The 20368-nt window shown below is 60.1% G+C and carries 16 protein-coding genes; 10 read left to right on the top strand and 6 right to left on the bottom strand.

What is annotated here, in order from left to right; all coding sequences use genetic code 11:
- Positions 1-92 precede the first annotated feature (92 nt).
- The 6 genes from hrpA (at position 93) to AACY31_RS22150 (ending at position 9268) form a co-directional block, all read left to right on the top strand.
- Positions 93-4004 carry an ATP-dependent RNA helicase HrpA gene (hrpA, locus tag AACY31_RS22175; RefSeq protein ID WP_339482675.1) on the top strand — a complete coding sequence of 1304 codons (3912 nt, stop codon included), beginning with the start codon at positions 93-95 and terminating at the stop codon, positions 4002-4004.
- 271 nt (positions 4005-4275) lie between these two features.
- Positions 4276-5397 carry a beta-ketoacyl-ACP synthase III gene (locus AACY31_RS22170; RefSeq protein ID WP_339482673.1) on the top strand — a complete coding sequence of 374 codons (1122 nt, stop codon included), beginning with the start codon at positions 4276-4278 and terminating at the stop codon, positions 5395-5397.
- A 181-nt stretch (positions 5398-5578) separates the two neighbouring features.
- Positions 5579-6190, top strand: a complete 612-nt coding sequence (locus AACY31_RS22165) for an RNA polymerase sigma factor (protein ID WP_339482671.1) — start codon at positions 5579-5581, stop codon at positions 6188-6190.
- The gene (locus AACY31_RS22160; protein ID WP_339492762.1) at positions 6184-6420 is read left to right on the top strand and encodes an anti-sigma factor family protein; all 237 of its coding nucleotides are present in this window, start codon (positions 6184-6186) and stop codon (positions 6418-6420) included. Before AACY31_RS22165 ends, AACY31_RS22160 begins: the two co-directional genes overlap by 7 nt.
- A gap of 269 nt (positions 6421-6689) precedes the next feature.
- Positions 6690-8000, top strand: coding sequence for an OprO/OprP family phosphate-selective porin (locus AACY31_RS22155; protein ID WP_339482668.1), 1311 nt, complete (start codon positions 6690-6692; stop codon positions 7998-8000).
- A gap of 143 nt (positions 8001-8143) precedes the next feature.
- Positions 8144-9268 (top strand): GNAT family N-acetyltransferase, encoded by a 1125-nt coding sequence (locus AACY31_RS22150; protein WP_339505087.1) that lies wholly within the window; start codon positions 8144-8146, stop codon positions 9266-9268.
- A 16-nt stretch (positions 9269-9284) separates the two neighbouring features.
- Here the strand turns inward: AACY31_RS22150 and aqpZ are convergent, their stop codons facing one another.
- From aqpZ to AACY31_RS22125, 5 genes are all read right to left on the bottom strand, one after another.
- Positions 9285-9974 carry an aquaporin Z gene (gene aqpZ, locus AACY31_RS22145; protein WP_339492760.1) on the bottom strand — a complete coding sequence of 230 codons (690 nt, stop codon included), beginning with the start codon at positions 9972-9974 and terminating at the stop codon, positions 9285-9287.
- 417 nt (positions 9975-10391) lie between these two features.
- Positions 10392-12224 carry an ABC transporter ATP-binding protein gene (locus AACY31_RS22140; protein WP_339482662.1) on the bottom strand — a complete coding sequence of 611 codons (1833 nt, stop codon included), beginning with the start codon at positions 12222-12224 and terminating at the stop codon, positions 10392-10394.
- A gap of 83 nt (positions 12225-12307) precedes the next feature.
- The gene (locus AACY31_RS22135; RefSeq protein ID WP_339482660.1) at positions 12308-12871 is read right to left on the bottom strand and encodes a peptidylprolyl isomerase; all 564 of its coding nucleotides are present in this window, start codon (positions 12869-12871) and stop codon (positions 12308-12310) included.
- Positions 12872-12875: 4 nt separating this feature from the next.
- A complete protein-coding gene (locus tag AACY31_RS22130) occupies positions 12876-13679 on the bottom strand; it encodes an alpha/beta fold hydrolase (protein WP_339482659.1) in 804 nt (267 codons plus the stop codon).
- A 14-nt stretch (positions 13680-13693) separates the two neighbouring features.
- Entirely contained in the window at positions 13694-14617 is a 924-nt protein-coding gene (locus AACY31_RS22125; RefSeq protein ID WP_339505086.1) for a LysR family transcriptional regulator, read from the bottom strand.
- A 50-nt stretch (positions 14618-14667) separates the two neighbouring features.
- Here AACY31_RS22125 and AACY31_RS22120 point away from each other — a divergent pair, with 50 nt between their 5' ends.
- The 4 genes from AACY31_RS22120 to AACY31_RS22105 all read left to right on the top strand — a co-directional run bounded on the left by AACY31_RS22120 (position 14668) and on the right by AACY31_RS22105 (position 18847).
- Positions 14668-14982, top strand: a complete 315-nt coding sequence (locus AACY31_RS22120) for a 3-phosphoglycerate kinase (protein ID WP_339482657.1) — start codon at positions 14668-14670, stop codon at positions 14980-14982.
- A 150-nt stretch (positions 14983-15132) separates the two neighbouring features.
- Positions 15133-15732 carry an FMN-dependent NADH-azoreductase gene (locus tag AACY31_RS22115; RefSeq protein WP_339482656.1) on the top strand — a complete coding sequence of 200 codons (600 nt, stop codon included), beginning with the start codon at positions 15133-15135 and terminating at the stop codon, positions 15730-15732.
- Between the two features lie 299 nt (positions 15733-16031).
- Complete coding sequence (locus AACY31_RS22110) at positions 16032-17900, top strand: ATP-binding protein (RefSeq protein WP_339482655.1); 1869 nt, start codon at positions 16032-16034, stop codon at positions 17898-17900.
- 80 nt (positions 17901-17980) lie between these two features.
- Positions 17981-18847, top strand: coding sequence for a carboxylate/amino acid/amine transporter (locus tag AACY31_RS22105; RefSeq protein ID WP_339482654.1), 867 nt, complete (start codon positions 17981-17983; stop codon positions 18845-18847).
- 139 nt (positions 18848-18986) lie between these two features.
- Here AACY31_RS22105 and AACY31_RS22100 read toward each other — a convergent pair whose 3' ends face one another.
- Complete coding sequence (locus AACY31_RS22100) at positions 18987-20285, bottom strand: mechanosensitive ion channel family protein (RefSeq protein ID WP_339482653.1); 1299 nt, start codon at positions 20283-20285, stop codon at positions 18987-18989.
- Between the last annotated feature and the right edge of the window lie 83 nt (positions 20286-20368).

Genomic DNA, 20368 nt, shown 5'->3' with positions numbered 1-20368 from the left:
CGTCGTCTTCATCGCGGGCAAGCCTTGCTCCCACATGTGCGCAAATCTGCGACAATCGCGCCCTGCTCAAACCGACGACCCTTGCGTACCTGATGACTGATCAAGCCCCCGCTATCGACAAGCTGCTGAAGAACCTCGACCACGCCATGCTCGCCGACCGTCACCGGTTGCGGCGCCAGTTGCTCGATCTGCGCAAGAAGCCCGACGAGGCCAAGCTGGCCCAGTGGGTGACACGCATGCAGGCGTCGTGCGATCAGGTGCTGGCGCGCAAGGCGAGCCTGCCGGTGATCCGCTACGACGATAATTTGCCGATTGCCGCCAAGCGCGACGAAATCAAGGAGGCGCTGCTCAAGCACCAGGTGTTGATCATTGCTGGCGAAACCGGCTCGGGAAAAACCACGCAGTTGCCGAAGATCTGTCTGGAAATCGGTCGCGGCCAGCATGGCTTGATCGGCCACACCCAGCCACGCCGGATCGCCGCGCGCAGTGTCGCGAGCCGGGTGGCCGAGGAACTGGCCACGCCCTTGGGGGCGCTGGTGGGCTATCAGGTGCGGTTCGAGGACCAGAGCGATGCCAACACCCTGATCAAGCTGATGACCGACGGCATCCTGCTGGCCGAGACCCAGAATGACCGCTACCTCGAGCGCTACGATACGATCATCGTCGACGAAGCCCACGAACGCAGCCTGAACATCGACTTCCTGCTTGGCTACCTCAAGACCCTGCTGCCACGCCGCCCGGACCTGAAAGTCATCATCACCTCGGCGACCATCGACCTGGAGCGTTTTTCCAAGCACTTCGATGACGCGCCGATCGTAGAAGTCTCGGGCCGCACCTTTGCGGTAGAAACCTGGTATCGCCCGCTGACCCTGGAGCAGGACGAGGAGGGCAACCGGGTCGAAGACGACTTGACCGTGGACCAGGCGATCCTCGCCACCCTCGACGAAATCGCCGCCTACGAGCGCAGCGAGCGCCGCAGCCCTGGGGACGTGCTGGTGTTCCTGCCGGGTGAGCGGGAGATTCGCGACGCGGCGGAGATGCTGCGCAAGGCGCAACTCAAACACACCGAGATTCTGCCGCTGTATGCGCGACTGTCGCCGGCCGAACAGCAGCGGATTTTCCAGTCCCACCCGGGCCGTCGCGTGGTGCTGGCGACCAACGTCGCCGAAACCTCGCTGACCGTGCCGGGCATCCGCTACGTGATCGACAGCGGCACCGCGCGCATCAGCCGCTACAGCTATCGGGCCAAGGTCCAGCGCCTGCCCATCGAAGCCATTTCCCAGGCCAGCGCCAACCAGCGCAAGGGCCGTTGCGGGCGGGTCGAGCCGGGGATCTGCGTGCGGCTGTACAGCGAAGAAGACTTTCTTGGACGGCCGGAATTCACCGACCCGGAGATCCTGCGTACTAACCTCGCGGCGGTGATCCTGCAGATGCTGCACTTGCGTCTCGGCGAGATCACCGATTTCCCGTTCATCGAACCGCCGGATGGCAAGGCCATCAGTGACGGTTTCAACCTGCTGCAAGAATTGTCGGCGGTGGACCGCAACAGCCAGTTGACCCCGCTCGGTCGCCAGTTGGCGCGCCTACCGGTAGACCCGCGCATGGGCCGCATGCTGTTGGAAGCGGCAAAACTGGGCAGCTTGCAGGAAGTGTTGATCGTCGCCAGCGCCATGTCGATCCAGGACCCGCGCGAGCGTCCGCCGGAGCGCCAACAGGCGGCGGACCAGGCCCACGCCCAGTGGAAGGACGCAGACTCGGACTTCGCCGGGCTGGTCAACCTGTGGCGCGGTTTCGAAGAACAGCGCCAGGCCCTGACCGCCAGCCCGCTGCGTAATTGGTGCCGCAAGAACTTCCTCAATTACCTGCGTCTGCGCGAGTGGCGTGATTCCCATCGCCAGTTGAGTCTCATCTGCCGCGACATGCAGTTGAGCCTCAACAAAGAACCGGCCGACTTCCCGAAACTGCACAAGGCGGTGCTCTCGGGCCTGTTGAGCCAGATCGGTCAGAAAACCGAAGACGGCGATTACCTCGGCGCTCGCCAGCGGCGGTTCTGGGTCCACCCGTCGTCGGGCCTGGGCAAGAAGCGTCCGCAATGGCTGATGACGGCCGAGTTGGTGGAAACCACCAAGCTGTATGCGCGCATGGTGGCCAAGATCGAACCGGACTGGATCGAACCGCTGGCCGGGCACCTGATCAAGAAAAACCACTTCGAACCTCATTGGGAGAAGAAGCGCGGGCAAGTGGTGGCCTATGAGCAAATCACCCTGTTCGGGCTCATCGTCGTTGGCCGGCGGCCAGTGCATTACGGGCCGGTGGACCCGGTGGTCTCCCGTGAACTGTTCATCCGCGAGGCGCTGGTGCGCGGCGAGATCCAGTCCAAGGCCAAGTGCCTGAGCGCCAATACCCGGTTGCTGGAACAGCTCGACGAGCTGGAAGCCAAGGCCCGTCGCCGCGACATCCTGGCGGACGAGGAAACCCTGTTCGCCTTCTACGATGCGCGCTTGCCAGCCGAGATCCACCAGACCGCGACATTCGACAGCTGGTACCGGATCAACAGCCAGAAAGACCCGCAACTGCTGATCATGCGTGAAGAAGACGTGCTGGCCCGCGAAGCCAGCGAAGTCACCGCCGCGCATTACCCCGACACCTTGCGTGTCGGTGACCTGACCTTGCCGCTGAGCTATCACTTCGAGCCCAACCACCGGCGTGACGGCGTGACACTGCGAGTGCCGGCGCCACTGCTACCGATGCTGCCGCCGGAACGCCTGGAATGGCTGGTGCCGGGGGTGATCGAAGCCAAGTGCATCGCCCTGGTGCGCAACCTGCCCAAGGCCTTGCGCAAGAATTTCGTGCCGGTGCCGGATTTCGTCAAGGCGGCGCTGCAGCGCATCACCTTCGCCGAGGACTCGTTGCCGCAGTCCCTGGGCCGTGAGCTGCTGCGCATGACCGGGGCGCGAGTCAGTGACGAAGCCTGGGCCGAAGCGGCCCAGCAGGTGGAGAGCCACCTGCGCATGAACCTGGAAATCGTCGACGGCCAAGGCAAGTTCCTCGGCGAGGGCCGCGACCTGGCCGAGTTGACGGCACGCTTTGCCGAAGCCAGTCAGGCCGCCCTGGCCGTACCGCAAACAGCGAAAAGCCAGGCACCGGTGGAGGCGAAGGTCTTCGCGCTGGTGGCCGAGAAAACCCAACAGAAGATCGCCGGGCTGTCGATGACGGTTTACCCGGCGCTGGTGGAAGAGGGCGGCGTGGTCAAGGAAGGGCGTTTTCCGACGCCGGCCGAAGCCGAATTCCAGCATCGCCGCGCCTTGCAGCGCTTGCTGATGCAGCAATTGGCCGAGTCGGCCAAGTTCCTGCGCGGCAAGCTGCCGGGGCTGACGGAACTGGGCCTGCTGTACCGCGACTTGGGCCGAATCGACAGCCTGGTGGAAGACATCCTGCTGGCCAGCCTCGACAGTTGTGTGCTCGAAGGCGAAGCGAGCCTGCCCCGTGACGGCGCCGCGCTGGCCTCCCTGGCCGAGCGCAAGCGCGGCGGCTGGACCGAGCACGCCGAACGCCTGGCGAAGCTGACCCTGGACATCCTCAAGCTCTGGCATGGCCTGCAAAAACGCTTCAAGGGCAAGATCGACCTGGCCCAGGCCGTGGCACTGAACGACATCAAGCAACAGCTCAGTCACTTGGTGTACGCGGGGTTCGTGCGCGAAACCCCGCATCAGTGGCTCAAGGAACTGCCGCGTTACCTCAAGGCCATCGAACAACGCTTCGAGAAGCTCGGTAGCCAGGTGCAGAAAGATCGGGTCTGGAGCGGCGAGCTGTCGAACCTCTGGGCCCAATACCAGGCCCGCGCCAGCAAACACGCCCAGGAAGGCAAGCGCGACCCGCAATTGGAGCTGTACCGCTGGTGGCTGGAGGAATACCGGGTGTCGCTGTTCGCCCAGCAACTGGGGACCAAGGCGCCGATCTCGGATAAGCGCCTGGGCAAGCAGTGGGGGCAGGTGGAGGGGTGATCGTACAAGGCCGGGTATGCACCAGTTTCCTTGTGGGAGCGAGCCTGCTCCCACAGGGTTTTTGTCGTAAGTAAGGGAGAATGGGCCAAACGCCAGCGTTTATGGCAAACTTCGCGGTTATAAATGCCGGTCCCGGGGTTTTGAGCTTCAATGTCCCGGGCGGATCGGAATAAAGCGATGCCAGGGCTGCTTCCCCGGATGGGAAAAGTCCCCTTGTGTATTGGTACGTCGGTGCCAATGCTTTCTGCCTGAACAGATCAGAGACACGACCATGCATAACGTCGTCATCAGCGGCACCGGCCTGTACACCCCGGCCAACAGCATCTCCAACGAAGAGCTGGTGCAATCTTTCAATACCTATGTCGCGCAATTCAACGCTGACAACGCCGATGCCATCGCGCGCGGTGAAGTCGAGGCCTTGACCGAATCCAACGCCGCATTCATCGAAAAGGCCTCCGGCATCAAGAGCCGCTTTGTCATGGACAAGGACGGCATTCTCGATCCACAGCGCATGACCCCACGCTTGCCCGAGCGCTCGAACGACGAGTGGTCGGTGCTGTGCGAAATGGCCATCGGCGCCGCGAAACAGGCCCTGGAGCGCGCCGGCCGCACCGTCGCCGATATCGACGGGGTGATCGTCGCCTGTTCCAACCTGCAGCGTCCGTACCCGGCCATCGCCATCGAAGTCCAGGAAGCCCTGGGCATCGAAGGGTTCGGTTTCGACATGAACGTGGCTTGTTCCTCGGCAACTTTCGGCATTCAGGCCGCCGCCAACAGCGTGCAACTGGGCCAGGCCCGGGCGATCCTGATGGTCAACCCGGAAGTGTGCACCGGCCACCTGAACTTCCGTGATCGCGACAGCCACTTCATTTTCGGCGACGCGGCCACTGCCGTGATCATCGAGCGCGCGGACCTGGCGACCTCGCCGTACCAGTTCGACGTGGTCAGCACCAAGCTGCTGACCAAGTTCTCCAACAACATTCGCAACAACTTCGGCTTCCTCAACCGCGCCGCAGAAGAGGGCGTGAGTAGCCGCGACAAGTTGTTCGTCCAGGAAGGCCGTAAGGTGTTCCGCGACGTTTGCCCGATGGTGGCCGAGCTGATCGGCGCCCACCTGGAAGAAAATCAGCTGAACGTCGGCGAGGTGAAGCGCTTCTGGCTGCACCAGGCCAACCTGAGCATGAACCATCTGATCGTGCGCAAACTGCTGGGGCGCGAAGCCACCGAAGAGGAAGCTCCGGTGATCCTCGACCGCTACGCCAACACCAGTTCGGCCGGTTCGGTGATTGCGTTCCACAAATACCAGGATGACCTGCCCAGCGGCTCGGTTGCCGTGCTCAGTTCGTTCGGCGCCGGTTATTCGATTGGCAGCGTGATTTTGCGCAAGCGTTGATCCACTTTTAGCCCAGAGGACTTACTCCGGCTGGGCTGTGGCCTGCCTGTGACTTATGTGACCTGTGGGAGCAAAGCTTGCTCGCGATGCAGACGCCTCGGTTTCCCGGGAGACCAAGGCGCGGGCAAGCCTTGTTCCCACAAGCTGCAACCACCGCGATCTATCGAGAAATAGGACTTGAATGACGGTCACCGACGACACCCTCCTGCTCCAACGTCTCCTGGCCGGTGAGCAGCAGGCCTACAGGGAACTGGTCAGTGCCTACCAGAGCCCGATGCGCGCCGTGGCCTATGCCATCGTCGGCAGCCGCCATGCCGACGAAGTGGTACAGGACGCGTGGCTGTCGGTGGTGCGCAATCTCAGCGGTTTTCAGGGCCGTTCCAGCCTCAAGACCTGGCTACTGACCATCACCGCCAACGCCGCCAAAGGGCGCTACAAACAGAACCGTCGGGAGGTGTTGCTCGACGATCTGCCGTCGCCCCATGGCACCCTGGGCGATGATCGTTTCGCCGCTGATGGTCATTGGCTGCAGGGGCCGTTCGCCTGGCATCAGGACACGCCTGAGGCGCTGCTCACGATGGACGAGTTACGCGATTGTCTGGAGCACACATTGCTCAGCCTGTCGGAACTGCAAGGCAGCGTGCTGACCCTGCGGGAACGCCAGGGCTTGGAGCTGGAAGAAATTTGTAATCTTCTGGATATCTCGCTCTCCAATGTGCGAGTGCTGTTGCATCGCGCCCGGCTGAAAGTCTTCGCGACCATTGAACATTTCGAGGAAACTGGCGAATGCTGACCTGCAAGGAACAAATGGTGCACTCGGGCGATTATCTCGATGGCCAGTTAAGTTTTCGTGAACGCTTGATGGTGCGTCATCACTTGATGTTCTGCCCCAACTGCCGGCGTTTTATCCGCCAGATGCGCCTGATGCAGGCGACCCTCAGGAAACTGCCGCAACCGCCGATTCCCGACCTGGATCACCTCGCCGAGAAACTCGCCGCCGAGCGCCGCAAAAACATCCGCTAAGCGCTGTAGGAGCTGTAGGAGCTGTCGAGTGCAACGAGGCTGCGATCTTTCCCCCGCCAATTGAATCTCAAGCGAACGATCAAAAGATCGCAGGCTTCGCCAGCGCCTACGGTTATTCCTATTCGAAGTAAAAAGTTCCGCTGTCATAAAATCTTTATCTGATAGCAACTGCGCTGACACAACCCATCGCCAAGATCCCCTCCCAACACCAGCGGGCCCAGTTCCGCGTGTTTTCTAACGGCATAGACTACCAACAGGGGAATTCTTCGATGATCCGCAAGCACTTCGCAGGTGTTGCCGCCAGCGCACTGGCAATGGCAGTAACCGCCCAGGCTTTCGCCGGCACCGTCACCACCGATGGCGCCGATATCGTGGTCAAAACCAAGGGCGGCCTTGAGGTCGCTACCACTGACAAAGAGTTCAGCTTCAAGCTCGGTGGTCGTTTGCAGGCTGACTACAGCCAGTTCGACGGTATCTACACCGATAATGGCAATTCGGCCGATGCCGCTTACTTCCGTCGCGCCTTCTTGGAACTGTCCGGCGTGCTGTACACGGATTGGGCCTACGTCATCAGCTACGACTTCTCTCACAACGCCGGCAACTCGGACGACGGTTACTTCGACGAAGCGTCCATGGCCTACAACGGCTTCAAGCCCGTTTCGATCAAGTTCGGTCGTTTCGACCCGGACTTCGGCCTGGAAAAAGCCACCAGTTCCAAGTGGGTTACCGCACCAGAGCGTAACGCCGCCTACGATTTGATCGACTGGGCCAACGGCCACCAGAACGGTCTGGGCCTGCAAGCTTCCAGCACCTTTGCCGATTCGTTCTATGCCTCCGCCGGCGTATTCGCCAAGGACAACAACGACACCGACGGCGACAGCGTCAAACAAGTCAATGGTCGCTTCGTATTCGCGCCGATGCACGATTCCGGCAACGTGCTGCACTTGGGTTTGAACGTGGCCTCGCGTGACGTTTCGGACACCGTATTCGACGCACGTTATCGCTCCCGCCTGGGCATGCGTGGTGTTGAAACCCAGGGCGGCAACGATGCCGGCCCTAACGGCAACCGTCCGCTTCTAGGCGGCGCCAACAACTCGCCGGCCGGTTCGTACGACCGTGACACCGCCTTCGGCCTGGAAGCCGCTTTCGCCATGGGGCCTGCTTCGATCCAGGGTGAATACATCTCCCGTAAGACCAAGGCTGACAGCGACGCCTTCGAAGACATCAAAGGCCACGGCTTCTATGTCCAGGGTGCCTACACCCTCACTGGTGAGTCCCGCGGCTATAAAGTCGGCAAATTTGATGCAATCAAGCCCCAGAACAAATCCATCGGCGCCTGGGAAGTGTTCTATCGCTTTGACAGCATGACCGTCGAAGACGACAACATCACCACCGCCTCGGCGACTCGTGACGTGGGCGATGCCGAAGCCAAGGTGCACAACCTGGGCGTGAACTGGTACGCCAACGAAGCGGTGAAAATTTCCGCTACCTACGTCAAGGCCAAGACCGACAAAGTCACCAACGCCAATGGCGACGACGATGGCGACGGTTTTGTGATGCGTGCCCAGTACGTGTTCTAAATCGCGCTGACTCGATACAACCGCTCTGACTTCATCCGTTAAAGCGCTCCTTTGAACCCCGCCACTGGCGGGGTTTTTTTATGTGCGCCTGGTCAGGATCGGCGATACTCGCTCCATCCGTCGTCTGGCTATCGAGGAATCGCATGCCGCTTCACGTCTTGGACAGCCTGTCCGCCATCGCGCCGCACGAGTGGGACGCGCTGGTGCCCGCCAACCAGCCTTTCCTGCGCCACGCCTTTCTCAGCGCCCTGGAAGACAGCGCCAGCCTGGGGCCGAATTCCGGTTGGCAAGCCGAGCATTTGCTGCACATTGAAGACGGTCATCTGCTGGCGGCCTTGCCCAGTTACCGCAAGTGGCATTCCTACGGCGAATACGTGTTCGACCACGCCTGGGCCGACGCTTGCGCCCGCGCCGGCATCGACTATTACCCCAAGCTGTTGACAGCGGTGCCGTTCAGCCCGGTCAGTGGCCCGCGGTTGCTGGCGGCGCGCGGGGAAGATGGCCTGGAGCTGCTGGGCAGCTTGCCGGGGTATCTGGAAATCGAAGGACTTTCCAGCGCCCACATCAACTTCACCGATGCCTTCACCGACGCGGCGCTCGCCGGGCAAGAAGGCTGGCTGCAGCGGATCGGCTGCCAGTATCACTGGCAAAATCGCGGTTATCGCGACTTCCAGGACTTTCTCGATGCCCTCAGTTCCCGCAAGCGCAAGCAGATGCGCAAGGAGCGTGAACAAGTGGCGGGGCAGGGCATCGCGTTCGAATGGCTCGAAGGTCATCAGTTGGACGAGGCGCAGTGGGATTTTGTCTACGCTTGTTACGCCAACACCTACGCGATACGACGCCAGGCGCCATACCTGACCCGAGCGTTCTTCAGTCTGCTGGCCGAACGCATGCCCGAGACCATTCGCGTGGTGCTGGCCAAGCAAGGTTCACGGCCGGTGGCGATGGCGTTCAGCCTGGTGGGCGGCGACAGTTTCTGCGGACGCTACTGGGGCTGCCTGGCGGAGTTTGACCGCCTGCACTTCGAGACCTGTTTCTATCAAGGCATGGACTACGCGATTGCCCACGGCTTGCAGCGTTTCGACGCCGGCGCCCAGGGTGAGCACAAATTGATTCGCGGGTTTGAGCCGGTGATTACTCGCTCATGGCACTACCTGCGCCATCCAGGCTTGAAGGCGGCAGTGGCGGATTTTCTCATGAGGGAACAGGAGGGTGTGCTGGCGTATGCCGAAGAGGCGAAGACAGCACTGCCTTATCGGCAGTGCTGATTTTCGCGGGTGTGACTCAGCGGTTTTCCTGGCCCAGCCAGCGGTACGAAACACCGCCGATGACGGCGCCCAGCAGCGGCGCCACCCAGAACAGCCACAGTTGCTCGATGGCCCAACCACCGACAATCAGCGCCGGACCGGTACTGCGGGCCGGGTTGACGGACGTGTTGGTGACCGGAATCGAGATCAGGTGAATGAGCGTCAGGGCCAGGCCGATGGCAATCGGTGCCAGCCCGGCCGGCGCACGTTTATCGGTGGCGCCGAGGATGATCAGGATGAACATCGCCGTCATGACCAGTTCGGTGACAAAACCGACTGCCATTGAATACCCACCAGGCGAATGTTCGCCATAACCGTTCGCTGCCAGGCCGGACGCGGCCAGGTCAAAGCCTTCCTTGCCGCTGGCGATGAAGTAGATCAACGCGGCGGCCAACGCGCCCCCTATGACTTGGGCAATGATGTAGGCAGGCAACTCCCTGGCCGGAAACCGCCCGCCCACGTACAAACCCAACGAAACGGCCGGGTTCAAATGGCAACCGGAGATGTGCCCGATGGCGAAGGCCATGGTCAACACCGTCAAGCCGAACGCCAGGGCCACCCCCAGCACGCCAATCCCGGAGGCGGCCAATACTGCGCTGCCGCAGCCGCCCAATACCAGCCAGAACGTACCCAACAACTCAGTCGTTGAACGTTTGAGTAAAGACATAAGCAATCCTTGATAAAACAGTCGTGATCATCGGTTATGCATCCAGCAGTATTACGACAGGTTCATCTCCAGAACCTGGGCTGAGTACAGCAGAGCTTTGCGACAAATCCAGCGACAAAAAAACCGCCAGAGTCATGGGCGGTGGTGGTTTTGGCCGTGGTCGGTGGGGAGTATGTGGTTGCGGTGTGGGCTAAATGGATCCTGGACAGATTTTTTCAGAAATACCTTGGATGTTGCCCTGACCGCGCTGATTCAATCCGAACCCTGTGGCAAAGGCGCATGGGCCCTGTAGGAGCTGGCGAAGCCTGCGATCTTTTGATCTTGATCTTTTGCTTGAGATTCAAGTGTTTGGGGAAAGATCGCAGCCTCGTTGCACTCGACAGTTCCTACACAGGGAACATCTGAGTCAGAGGTGTATCAATCGATCCCCACAAACCCACCTGTCTGATGCTGCCACAATCGCGCATACAGCCCGCCATGGGCCAGCAGTTCGGCATGGCTGCCGGTTTCGGCGATGCGGCCATTCTCCAGCACCACCAACCGGTCCATTCGGGCGATGGTGGATAGGCGGTGGGCAATGGCGATCACGGTCTTGCCTTGCATCAAGGTCTCTAGGCTTTCCTGGATCGCCGCCTCGACTTCCGAGTCCAGCGCTGACGTCGCTTCGTCCATGATCAGGATCGGCGCGTCCTTGAGCAGCACCCGCGCGATAGCGATGCGCTGGCGCTGGCCGCCGGACAGTTTCACGCCGCGCTCACCCACATGGGCATCGAAGCCGGTGCGGCCTTCGGCGTCTGACAGCAGTGGGATGAACTCATCGGCACGGGCCTTGCGCACGGCTTCCCAGAGTTGCGCATCGGTGGCGTCGGGCTTGCCATAGAGCAGGTTGTCGCGAATCGAGCGATGCAGCAGCGATGTGTCCTGGGTGATCATGCCGATGCGCTCGCGCAGGCTTTCCTGGCCGACTTCGGCGATGTTCTGGTCATCGATGAGAATGCGCCCGCCTTGCACGTCATAGAGGCGCAGCAGCAGATTGACCAACGTGGATTTACCGGCGCCGGAAGGACCGATCAGGCCAATTTTTTCGCCGGGCTTGATGGTTAGGTTCAGATCGCCGATGACACCACTTTTCTTGCCGTAGTGGAAATCCACATGCTCGAAACGCACCTCGCCCCGGCTCACCGTCAGGGGCTTGGCCTGGTCGTGGTCGGTGACGCTGACCGGTTGGGCAATGGTCTGCAAACCGTCCTGGACCATGCCGATGTTTTCGAAGATGCCGTTGACCACCCACATGATCCAGCCGGACATGTTAACGATGCGGATCACCAGCCCGGTCGCCAGGGCAATGGCACCCACGCTGATCAGCGACTGGGTCCAGAGCCACAACGCCAATGCCGTGGTGCCGACGATCAGCAGCCCGTTCATGGTGGTGATGACCAGGTCCATGCTGGTGACCACGCGGCCGGCCAACTGGGCTTTTTCGGTCTGCTCCTGGATGGCTTCGCGGGCGTACTGCTGTTCGAAATTGGTGTGGGCGAACAGCTTCAGGGTGGTGATGTTGGTGTAGCCGTCGACGATCCGGCCCATGAGCTTGGAGCGGGCATCGGACGATACCACCGAGCGCTCCTTGACCCGTGGCACGAAATAACAAAGTGCACCGATGTAGGCGGCAATCCATATCAGCAACGGGATCATCAGGCGCCAGTCGGCTTCGGCGAACAGCACCAGGGAGCTGATGGCGTAGATCAGCACGTGCCAAAGGGCATCCACGGCCTGCACGGCCGAGTCGCGCAGGGAGTTGCCGGTCTGCATGATGCGCTGGGCGATGCGCCCGGCGAAGTCGTTCTGGAAGAAATTCAGGCTCTGCTTGAGCACGTAGCTGTGATTTTGCCAGCGGATCAGGCTGGTCATGCCAGGGCTCAGGGTCTGGTGCACCAGCAGGTCATGCAGGGCCACGAAGATGGGCCGGAAAATCAGCGCCACCACGGCCATCCAGGCCAGCTCCAGGCCATGGACCCTGAAGAAGTCAACATTGGGCGTGCCCTGGGTCAGGTCGATGATGCGGCTCAGGTAGCTGAACAGCGCCACTTCGATCAGCGCGCCGATCAGACCCACCACCAGCAATACGGCGAAGCTGGGCCAGACCTGTTTCAGGTAATAGGTGTAGAAGGGCAGGACGCGATTCGGCGGGGCCGACGAAGGAGCGTCGCGGAAAATATCGATCAGTGTTTCGAAGCGGCGATAAACCATCACTCAATGCCCTGGCAGGGGCTCTCCTTATTGCTATGAGCGGCGCGGGATGACCGCACCGCCCAGGCTTGCCGTGTGCCTCTTCAGTCGATGCGCTTGGCCGACTTGATGATCACAGGATCGGCCGGCACGTCTTTCATGCCGCCGCGTTGGGTGGTTGGCGAGTTGACGATGATGTCCACCACGTCCATGCCCTTGACCACCTTGGCGAACACCGCGTAACCGGCGTCACGGCCCGGATCGAGGAAGGCGTTGTCGGCCACGTTGATGAAGAACTGGCTGGTGGCCGAGTTCGGGTTGGAGGTGCGCGCCATCGACAAGGTGCCGCGAACGTTGTGCAGGCCATTGCTGGCTTCGTTCTTGATCGGCGCCTTGGTTTCTTTTTGTTGCATGGCTTGAGTGAACCCGCCGCCCTGGGCCATGAAGCCCGGGATCACCCGGTGAAAAATCGTGTTGGTGTAGAAACCGCTGTCTACGTACTCAAGGAAGTTCTTGGTACTGATGGGGGCCTTGACCGGGTCCAGTTCGATTTCGATCTGACCGTTGGTGGTGTCGAGCAATACATGGGGTGCCTTGGCTGGCGTGGCGGCCATCAGGTTGGCGGCAAACAGTACGGTGCCGGCGGCGAGGGCGAATTTTTTCAACATGGGGTCAGTGATCCTGAGTGGTGGAGTCGGTTGCGGTCAAAAAGTCGAGCAGGGTTTGGTTGAAGCGTTCGGGTTGATCCAGCGGGGTCGCGTGCCGTGAATCGGCGATGACCACCAGCCGTGCATCGGGCAGCCGTTTTACATAGGCTTCTTTCAGCGCCACGGGGGTGTAGTCGTGGTCGGCGCAGATGACGAGGGTTGGACAGGCAACCTGCGAAAGTCGTTCCTGCACGCCCCAGCCCACGATCGCATCGAAGCTGGCGAGATAAGCACGTTTGTCGTTCTTTGCCCAGCGCCGGGCCATTTCCAGGCGTAACTCGGTTTGCTCGGCCTTGGGGAATAACTTGGCGCCGAGGGCTTTGCCGATGGTCGCCAGGCTGAGCAGGCGCATCAGGCTCCAGCGCTTGAACCACTGCCAGCAATCGTCGGGCGTGCGGATCTTGACCTCTGGCGCGCTGTTGACGATACACAAGCTCTTGACCCTATGGGGCTCATCCACCGCCAACTGAAAAGCGATCATGCCCCCCATGGACCAACCCACCAGATGCACCGGGCCCAGGCCCAGGTGTTCGATCAAGGCGATCAGATCGGCGCTGAAACCTTCGATGCTGTAGCGCTCCTGCGGCTTGTCGGAGCGACCGTGGCCGCGTACATCCACCACGATCAGGTGGTAATGGGCGCAGAGCACCGGGATCTGCTTTTCCCAGTCCCGGGTGCTGGAACCCAGCCCGTGGACCAGCAGCAAGGGCGCGCCGTGGCCGTATTCCTCGTAGTGCAGGTTGCAACCTTCATGTTCGAAATAGGCCATCAGCGAAGTCCTTGTCAGGCTTGTTCAGGGGCGGCGAACGGTGCATCCAGCGGCGCAGTATCGAAGGTGCGCAGCAATTCGATCAGGACTTGCGTGGCCGGGCCCAGGTTTTTTTCCTTGTTCGAATACAAATAGAAGCTCGGGTTGCGGCTGCCACCCTGGTCCAAGGGTAGCTGTTTAAGCGTGCCTTCCTTGATTTCCCGCTCGATCATGTGCCGGGGCAGCCAGGCGAAGCCCAGGCCGCTACCCACGAAAGTCGCTGCGGTGGCCAGACTGCCGACGGTCCAGCGTTGCTCGGCACCGAGCCAACCCACGTCGCGAGGTTGCTGGCGTCCGGAGTCGCGGATCACCACTTGCAACTGGCTTTCCAGATCCTGGAAAGTCAGCTCGCGGTTGAGGCGATGCAGGGCATGTTCGGGATGCGCCACCGCGACGAATTCAACGTCGCTCAACTCTGCCCCCAGATAACCAGGAATGCTGAAGCTACTGATGGCCAGGTCGGCCACGCCTTCGAGCAGCACCTCTTCGACCCCCGACAGCACTTCTTCGCGCAGCCGCACCCGGCAGCCACGGCTTTGCGGCATGAACGCGGTCAAGGCGCGAACGAGGCGGGCGTTGGGGTAGGCCGCGTCGACCACCAGGCGCACTTCCGCTTCCCAGCCTTGCTCCATGTGGTGGGCCAGGTCTTCCAGTTGGCTGGCCTGTTTCACCAGTTGCCGGGAGCGGCGCAGCAGCACGCCACCGGCTTCGGTCAACACGGCCTTGCGCCCATCGATGCGCAGCAACGGCACGCCGAGCTGATCCTGCATGCGGGCCACGGTGTAGCTCACTGACGACTGGGAGCGATGCAGCACTTCAGCGGCCTGGGCGAAACCGCCGTGGTCCACCACGGCCTGCAAGGTGCGCCATTGATCAAGGGTCACGCGGGGCGCTTTCATATCGGGCTCCTCTTGTCCTAAGCTGACAGTCCCTTGGTGGAGACTGCCGAATGAAGAAAATCTGTTGTGCGGTGCTGGCCTTGCTGCCACTGACTGCGTTTGCCTACCCGATTGATGTGGAAAAACACCTCAATGGCCTGAGCATCGACTACAACGCCTATGACACCGATGCCGATATCGGTTCCATCCGTGTCAACAACTACGGCAGCACCGATGCAGCTTGTACCGTGGTCTTCAGAAATGGCCCTGAAGCACCTCGTACCCGCAAGCTGGAAGTCGCCGCCGGCAAGTTCAAGAACGCCACGGCCAAGTTCAACCGCAACATCATCAAGCTGCGCATCAAACTGACCTGTCAGCCGAAATAGCCCGACAGTGGGGCAGGCAATATTGCTTGCCCTGCTTATAAACGAATTTATCGATGCTTTGCAGCAGTTATTTGCGCTTTTTCATCGATATGCTCGCGTTTAACCTTCACTCCATCGACTGACAACATTCTCAGATGGAGCCTACAAGCCATGTCCCGCGTTCTGATCATCGAAAGCAGTGCCCGCCAGCAAGACTCGGTGTCCCGTCAACTGACCCAGACCTTTATCAGCCAGTGGAAAGCGGCGCACCCGGCCGACGAAATCAGCGTTCGCGACCTGGCCATCGATCCGGTGCCGCACTTGGATGCCAATCTGCTGGGTGGCTGGATGAAGCCTGCCGAGCAGCGCAACGACGTTGAAACCACCTCGCTGGAACGCTCCAACCAACTGACCGATGAATTGCTGGCCGCCGACGTGCTGGTGATGGCGGCACCGATGTACAACTTCGCCATCCCCAGCACCCTGAAAGCCTGGCTCGACCACGTGCTGCGTGCCGGCGTGACGTTCAAATACACCCCCACCGGCCCCCAAGGCCTGCTGGCCGACAAACGCGCATTCGTGCTGACCGCCCGTGGTGGCATTCATGCCGGCGGCAGCACTGACCATCAGGAACCCTACCTGCGCCAGGTTATGGGCTTTATCGGGATCCACGACGTGACCTTCATCCATGCCGAGGGCATGAACCTGGGCGGCGACTTCCAGGAGAAGGGTTTGAATCAGGCCAACGCCAAACTGTCCCAGGTCGCCTGATCCGTTAATCTTCAGGTAATCGCCAAGTGGTCTAGTGGCTTGGCGCTTCCCTTCAAACCGTTTTGCGCATCGAACCTCCCTTTGCACTTATTGCTCCTGAGTGCATCAGCCCGATTGAACGCTTTAGCGAAATCGGGCTTTTTTTTGGGGAAATGGAAACAACGGCCCTTTTAGATGGACGGCCTTTCAAGTCTTGAGGGCTGGAAAATGTGCAGGCCCTAGCTTCACCCGGATTGGGCAAGTCTTCCGACGCCTGCTGTGGTAATTTATGCGCGCAATTACAGTAGGGAGACTGTGATATGTTCAAAGTCAAACGGAAAACATGGGTTTTATTTTTGGCCTACCTCATGGGGGCGAGTAGCTATATCTACTACCTCTATGTCGAAACGCAAAGCGTCCTCACCGACAATATCAATAATAAATTGCTGCATGCCGCGCTGGGCGCTTCGGCCATCCTCGGCGACCGTTACCATGACAACCTGCTCGATAAACAATCCAAATCGCAAGCGCAGGACTGGGATACCATTCAGCGGCTCTCCGGCTTCAACGAGTCCATGGGCACTGCGTTTGTCTATAGCGTGATCAAGCGAGGTGCAAAGGCCTACTTGGTCAGTTCCAGCGCATCGAAAAAAGAAATTCAAGAGCAGAATTTCGTGCGTTTTTTCGACCCTTATCCCGATGCCAGCCAGGCTTTACTCGACAGTTTTGAGCGCACCGAGCCAACCTGGATTGATTATTCGGATCATTGGGGGGATTTTCGCGCAGTCTTTGTCCCAATAAAATCACAAGACGGTACGGTGTATGTTGTCGGGGCGGAAGTTACCTTGGCGGACTACTATCAACAACTTAATCATGACTCCCTGTACCACATCATCCTGGCCATCCTGGTATTTCTCGCTTTCCTCCTGTTACGCATGCGCGCTCATCTCCAGCACCTGCGAGTCAATGAGCAGGTATTGAATCAGGCAAAAAATGCCGCCGAAGACGCTGATCGTTCAAAAACCAGCTTTCTGGCAACCATGAGTCATGAAATTCGCACCCCGATGTACGGTGTCATTGGCGCGACCGAGTTATTGGCCCGGTCCGCCCTCGATCCCGAGCAACGCCGTCTTCTCACAACGATTCATTCCAGTGGACGGACCCTGCTGTCTCTTATCGATAACATTCTCGACCTGGCAAAAATCGAAGCGGGCAAACTTGAATTGAAACCTCGTGTTTTCGAAGTGAGAGCACTGGTTTCATCCTGTATGGAGCTAATCCGGCAAAATATCCAGGACAAACTCATAGTGCTGGAGGCGCAGTTTTCCCCGGACGTACCGCCTTTGGTCAAAACCGATATGGACTGCCTTCGCCAGATATTGATCAACTTGCTGGGCAATGCGGTCAAATTTACCGAAGTCGGAAAAATATCGCTCCTGGTCACCACCAGCGGTTACGGCGCTCAAGCGTGGCTCGACTTCTCCATACGTGATACCGGCATCGGTATCCCCGCCGAACGGCAAGACAATCTGTTCAAGCCCTTTACCCAGTTCAAAGGGCCGGCTAGCCAACGCTTCACGGGGAGTGGGCTGGGCCTTTCTATCTGTAAGAACCTGCTCGAGGCGCAGCAGGGGACTTTATCGTTCACCAGCCAGCCAGGTGTCGGCTCGACATTCTCCTTTTCTCTCCCCATGGCGCTTTTTTCAGTCTCGGAAGTACCCGACAGGGATGATCATGCGGCGGTTGGCTTCGACTCGTCTTTTGCCGAGGATTATCCGCTCGATATCCTTCTGGTGGAGAACCATTCGGTGAGCCAGAAAGTGGCCATGGCGATGCTACACGAGTTGGGTTATGCACCCGACCTTGCGTCAGATGGCCTGGAAGCGGTCAATCGTTGCATGGTTTCGACGCCAGAGATCATTCTGATGGATATCAACATGCCCGTGATGGATGGGATGGAGGCGGTGCGTAGAATCCGCGAGTTACCCCAGGGCGATACTTGCTACATCGTTGCTTTCACCGCGAGTGTTTTTTCCAGCGAGATAGAACGTTTCAGGGCCGCTGGTGCCGATGACATCTTGACCAAACCGGCCAACTTCCAGGCGCTGACCCGAGTGCTCCAGCGTGCCGCCAACCACCGGCACCAGCGCCAGGCCAATTCTTGGGTCGTGGATGAAATTCCGAGTTAATGGGATAACGGTGGGAGCGGGCAAGCTCGCTCCCACCGTTCAAAAGCGCTATCTTCGCCGCCATTCGAAACGAGGGCGGCATGGGCTATCTACTTTTTGTGACATTGATCCAGGCGTTTTCCTTCAGCCTGATCGGCGAGTACCTGGCCGGGCATGTGGACAGTTATTTCGCGGTGCTGGTGCGGGTCCTGCTGGCCGGGTTGGTGTTCATTCCGCTGACGCGCTGGCGCCAGGTGGAGCCGGCGTTCATGCGCGGCATGCTGTTGATCGGCGCTTTGCAGTTTGGCGTGACCTACGTCTGCCTGTACCTGAGCTTTCGCGTGCTGACGGTGCCCGAGGTGCTGCTTTTCACCATCCTGACGCCCCTGCACGTGACCTTGATCGAAGACGCACTGAACCGTCGCTTCAATCCCTGGGCGCTGATCGCGGCGCTGGTGGCGGTGGCCGGTGCGGCGGTGATTCGCATCGACCGGATCAATCCGGATTTCTTCATGGGTTTTTTGCTGCTGCAATTGGCCAACTTCACCTATGCGGCCGGGCAGGTGCTCTACAAACACCTGGTGGCCCGCCACCCGAGCGACCTGCCGCATTACCGGCGTTTCGGTTATTTCTATCTCGGTGCGCTGATGGTGGCGTTGCCGGCATTCCTGCTGTTCGGTAAGGCCGACTTCTGGCCCGAAGCGCCGCTGCAATGGGGCGTGCTGGTGTTTCTGGGCCTGGTCTCCACCGCACTGGGGCTGTACTGGTGGAACAAAGGCGCGTGCCTGGTCAATGGCGGGACCCTGGCGGTGATGAACAACCTGCACGTGCCGGTGGGGCTACTGGTGAACCTGCTGATCTGGAACCAGCACGAGGCACTGGGGCGGTTGCTGCTGGGTGGGTCGGTGATATTGGCGGCGGTGTGGATCAGTCGGTTGGGGGTACGCCAACCTCAGCCTTCACCCTGAATCCTGAGTCCTGAACCCTGTGGGAGCGAGCTTGCTCGCGATAGCGGTGTGTCAGAAACAGGGATGCTGACTGATACGCCGCCATCGCGAGCAAGCTCGCTTGTATGTTTAGACTTGAAGGGGGGGGGGGCAGACCACCTCAAACCAGCTGCTTCTGCGGCTCCGGCAGTTGGCTCGCCCCCAACACCGCCGGCAGCAGCCCCGAACGCAGGTCCGTGCCGCTTGGCTGCTGGTACAGGTTCAACCCGAACTCCGGCATCACCGCCAGCAGGTAATCGAAAATATCCCCTTGGATACGCTCGTAGTCGGCCCATGCGGTGGTGCGGGTGAAGCAGTAGATTTCCAGCGGGATGCCCTGGGCGGTGGTCTGCATCTGTCGGACCATGCAGGTCATGTTCGGCTGGATCTCCGGGTGGCTTTTCAAATACGCTAGCGCATAGGCGCGGAAGGTGCCCAGGTTGGTCATCCGCCTGCGGTTGGCCGACATCGCCGCGACGTTGCCTTGGGCCTCGTTCCAGGCCTTGAGTTCGGCCTGCTTGCGGCCGATGTAGTCGGTCAACAGGCGCACCTGAGTCAGGCGCTGTTCTTCCTCGTCGTGCAGGAAACGTACGCCGCCGGCGTCGATGAACAGGCTGCGCTTGATCCGTCGCCCGCCGGACTGCTGCATGCCGCGCCAGTTCTTGAACGACTCGGACATCAGGCGCCATGTGGGGATCGAGACAATGGTCTTGTCGAAGTTCTGCACCTTGACGGTGTGCAGCGTGATGTCCACCACGTCACCGTCGGCGCCGACCTGGGGCATCTCGATCCAGTCGCCGACCCGCAGCATGTCGTTGCTGGTCAGTTGCACGCTGGCGACGAACGACAGCAGGGTGTCCTTGTAGACCAACAGGATCACTGCCGACATCGCCCCCAGGCCTGACAGCAGCAACAGCGGCGAGCGGTCGATCAGGGTGGCAACGATGATGATCGCGCCAAAGATATACAGCATCATCTTCGCCAGTTGCACGTAGCCTTTGATCGAGCGGGTACGTGCATGCTCAGTGCGGGCGTAGACATCCAGCATGGCGCTGAGCAGGGCACTGAGGCTCAGCACCATGAACAGGATGGTGAAAGCCAGGGCGACATTGCTCAGGAAAGTCATGCTGGTGGTGCTCAGTTCCGGCACCAGGTGCAGGCCGAACTGGATGATCAACGAGGGTGTCATCTGCGCCAGGCGATGAAAGACCTTGTTCTGGCGCAGGTCGTTGACCCAGTTCAAGGCCGGTTGCCGCCCGAGCAATTTGGCCGCGTGGAGGATCAGGTAGCGCGCTACGCGTCCGAGCACCAGGGCGATGACCAGCAGCAACATCAGGGTGAGGCTGGAATGCAGGATCGGGTGCTGGTCAAGGGCACCCCAGAGGTCTTGGATGTTGACCCAGAGTTGTTTGATGTCCATGGACGAAACGGTTCTTCTCTAAAGACGTGACGGAGCGATTAGAGCATTTAAGTCCGGTCAAGTGACCGTTGATGCAATAACGG

The organism is Pseudomonas sp. RL_105y_Pfl2_101, from assembly GCF_963970585.1.
GTDB lineage: Bacteria > Pseudomonadota > Gammaproteobacteria > Pseudomonadales > Pseudomonadaceae > Aquipseudomonas.
The sequence above is the reverse complement of the archived record's forward strand: the minus strand, read 5'-3'. Positions and strand labels throughout refer to the sequence as shown.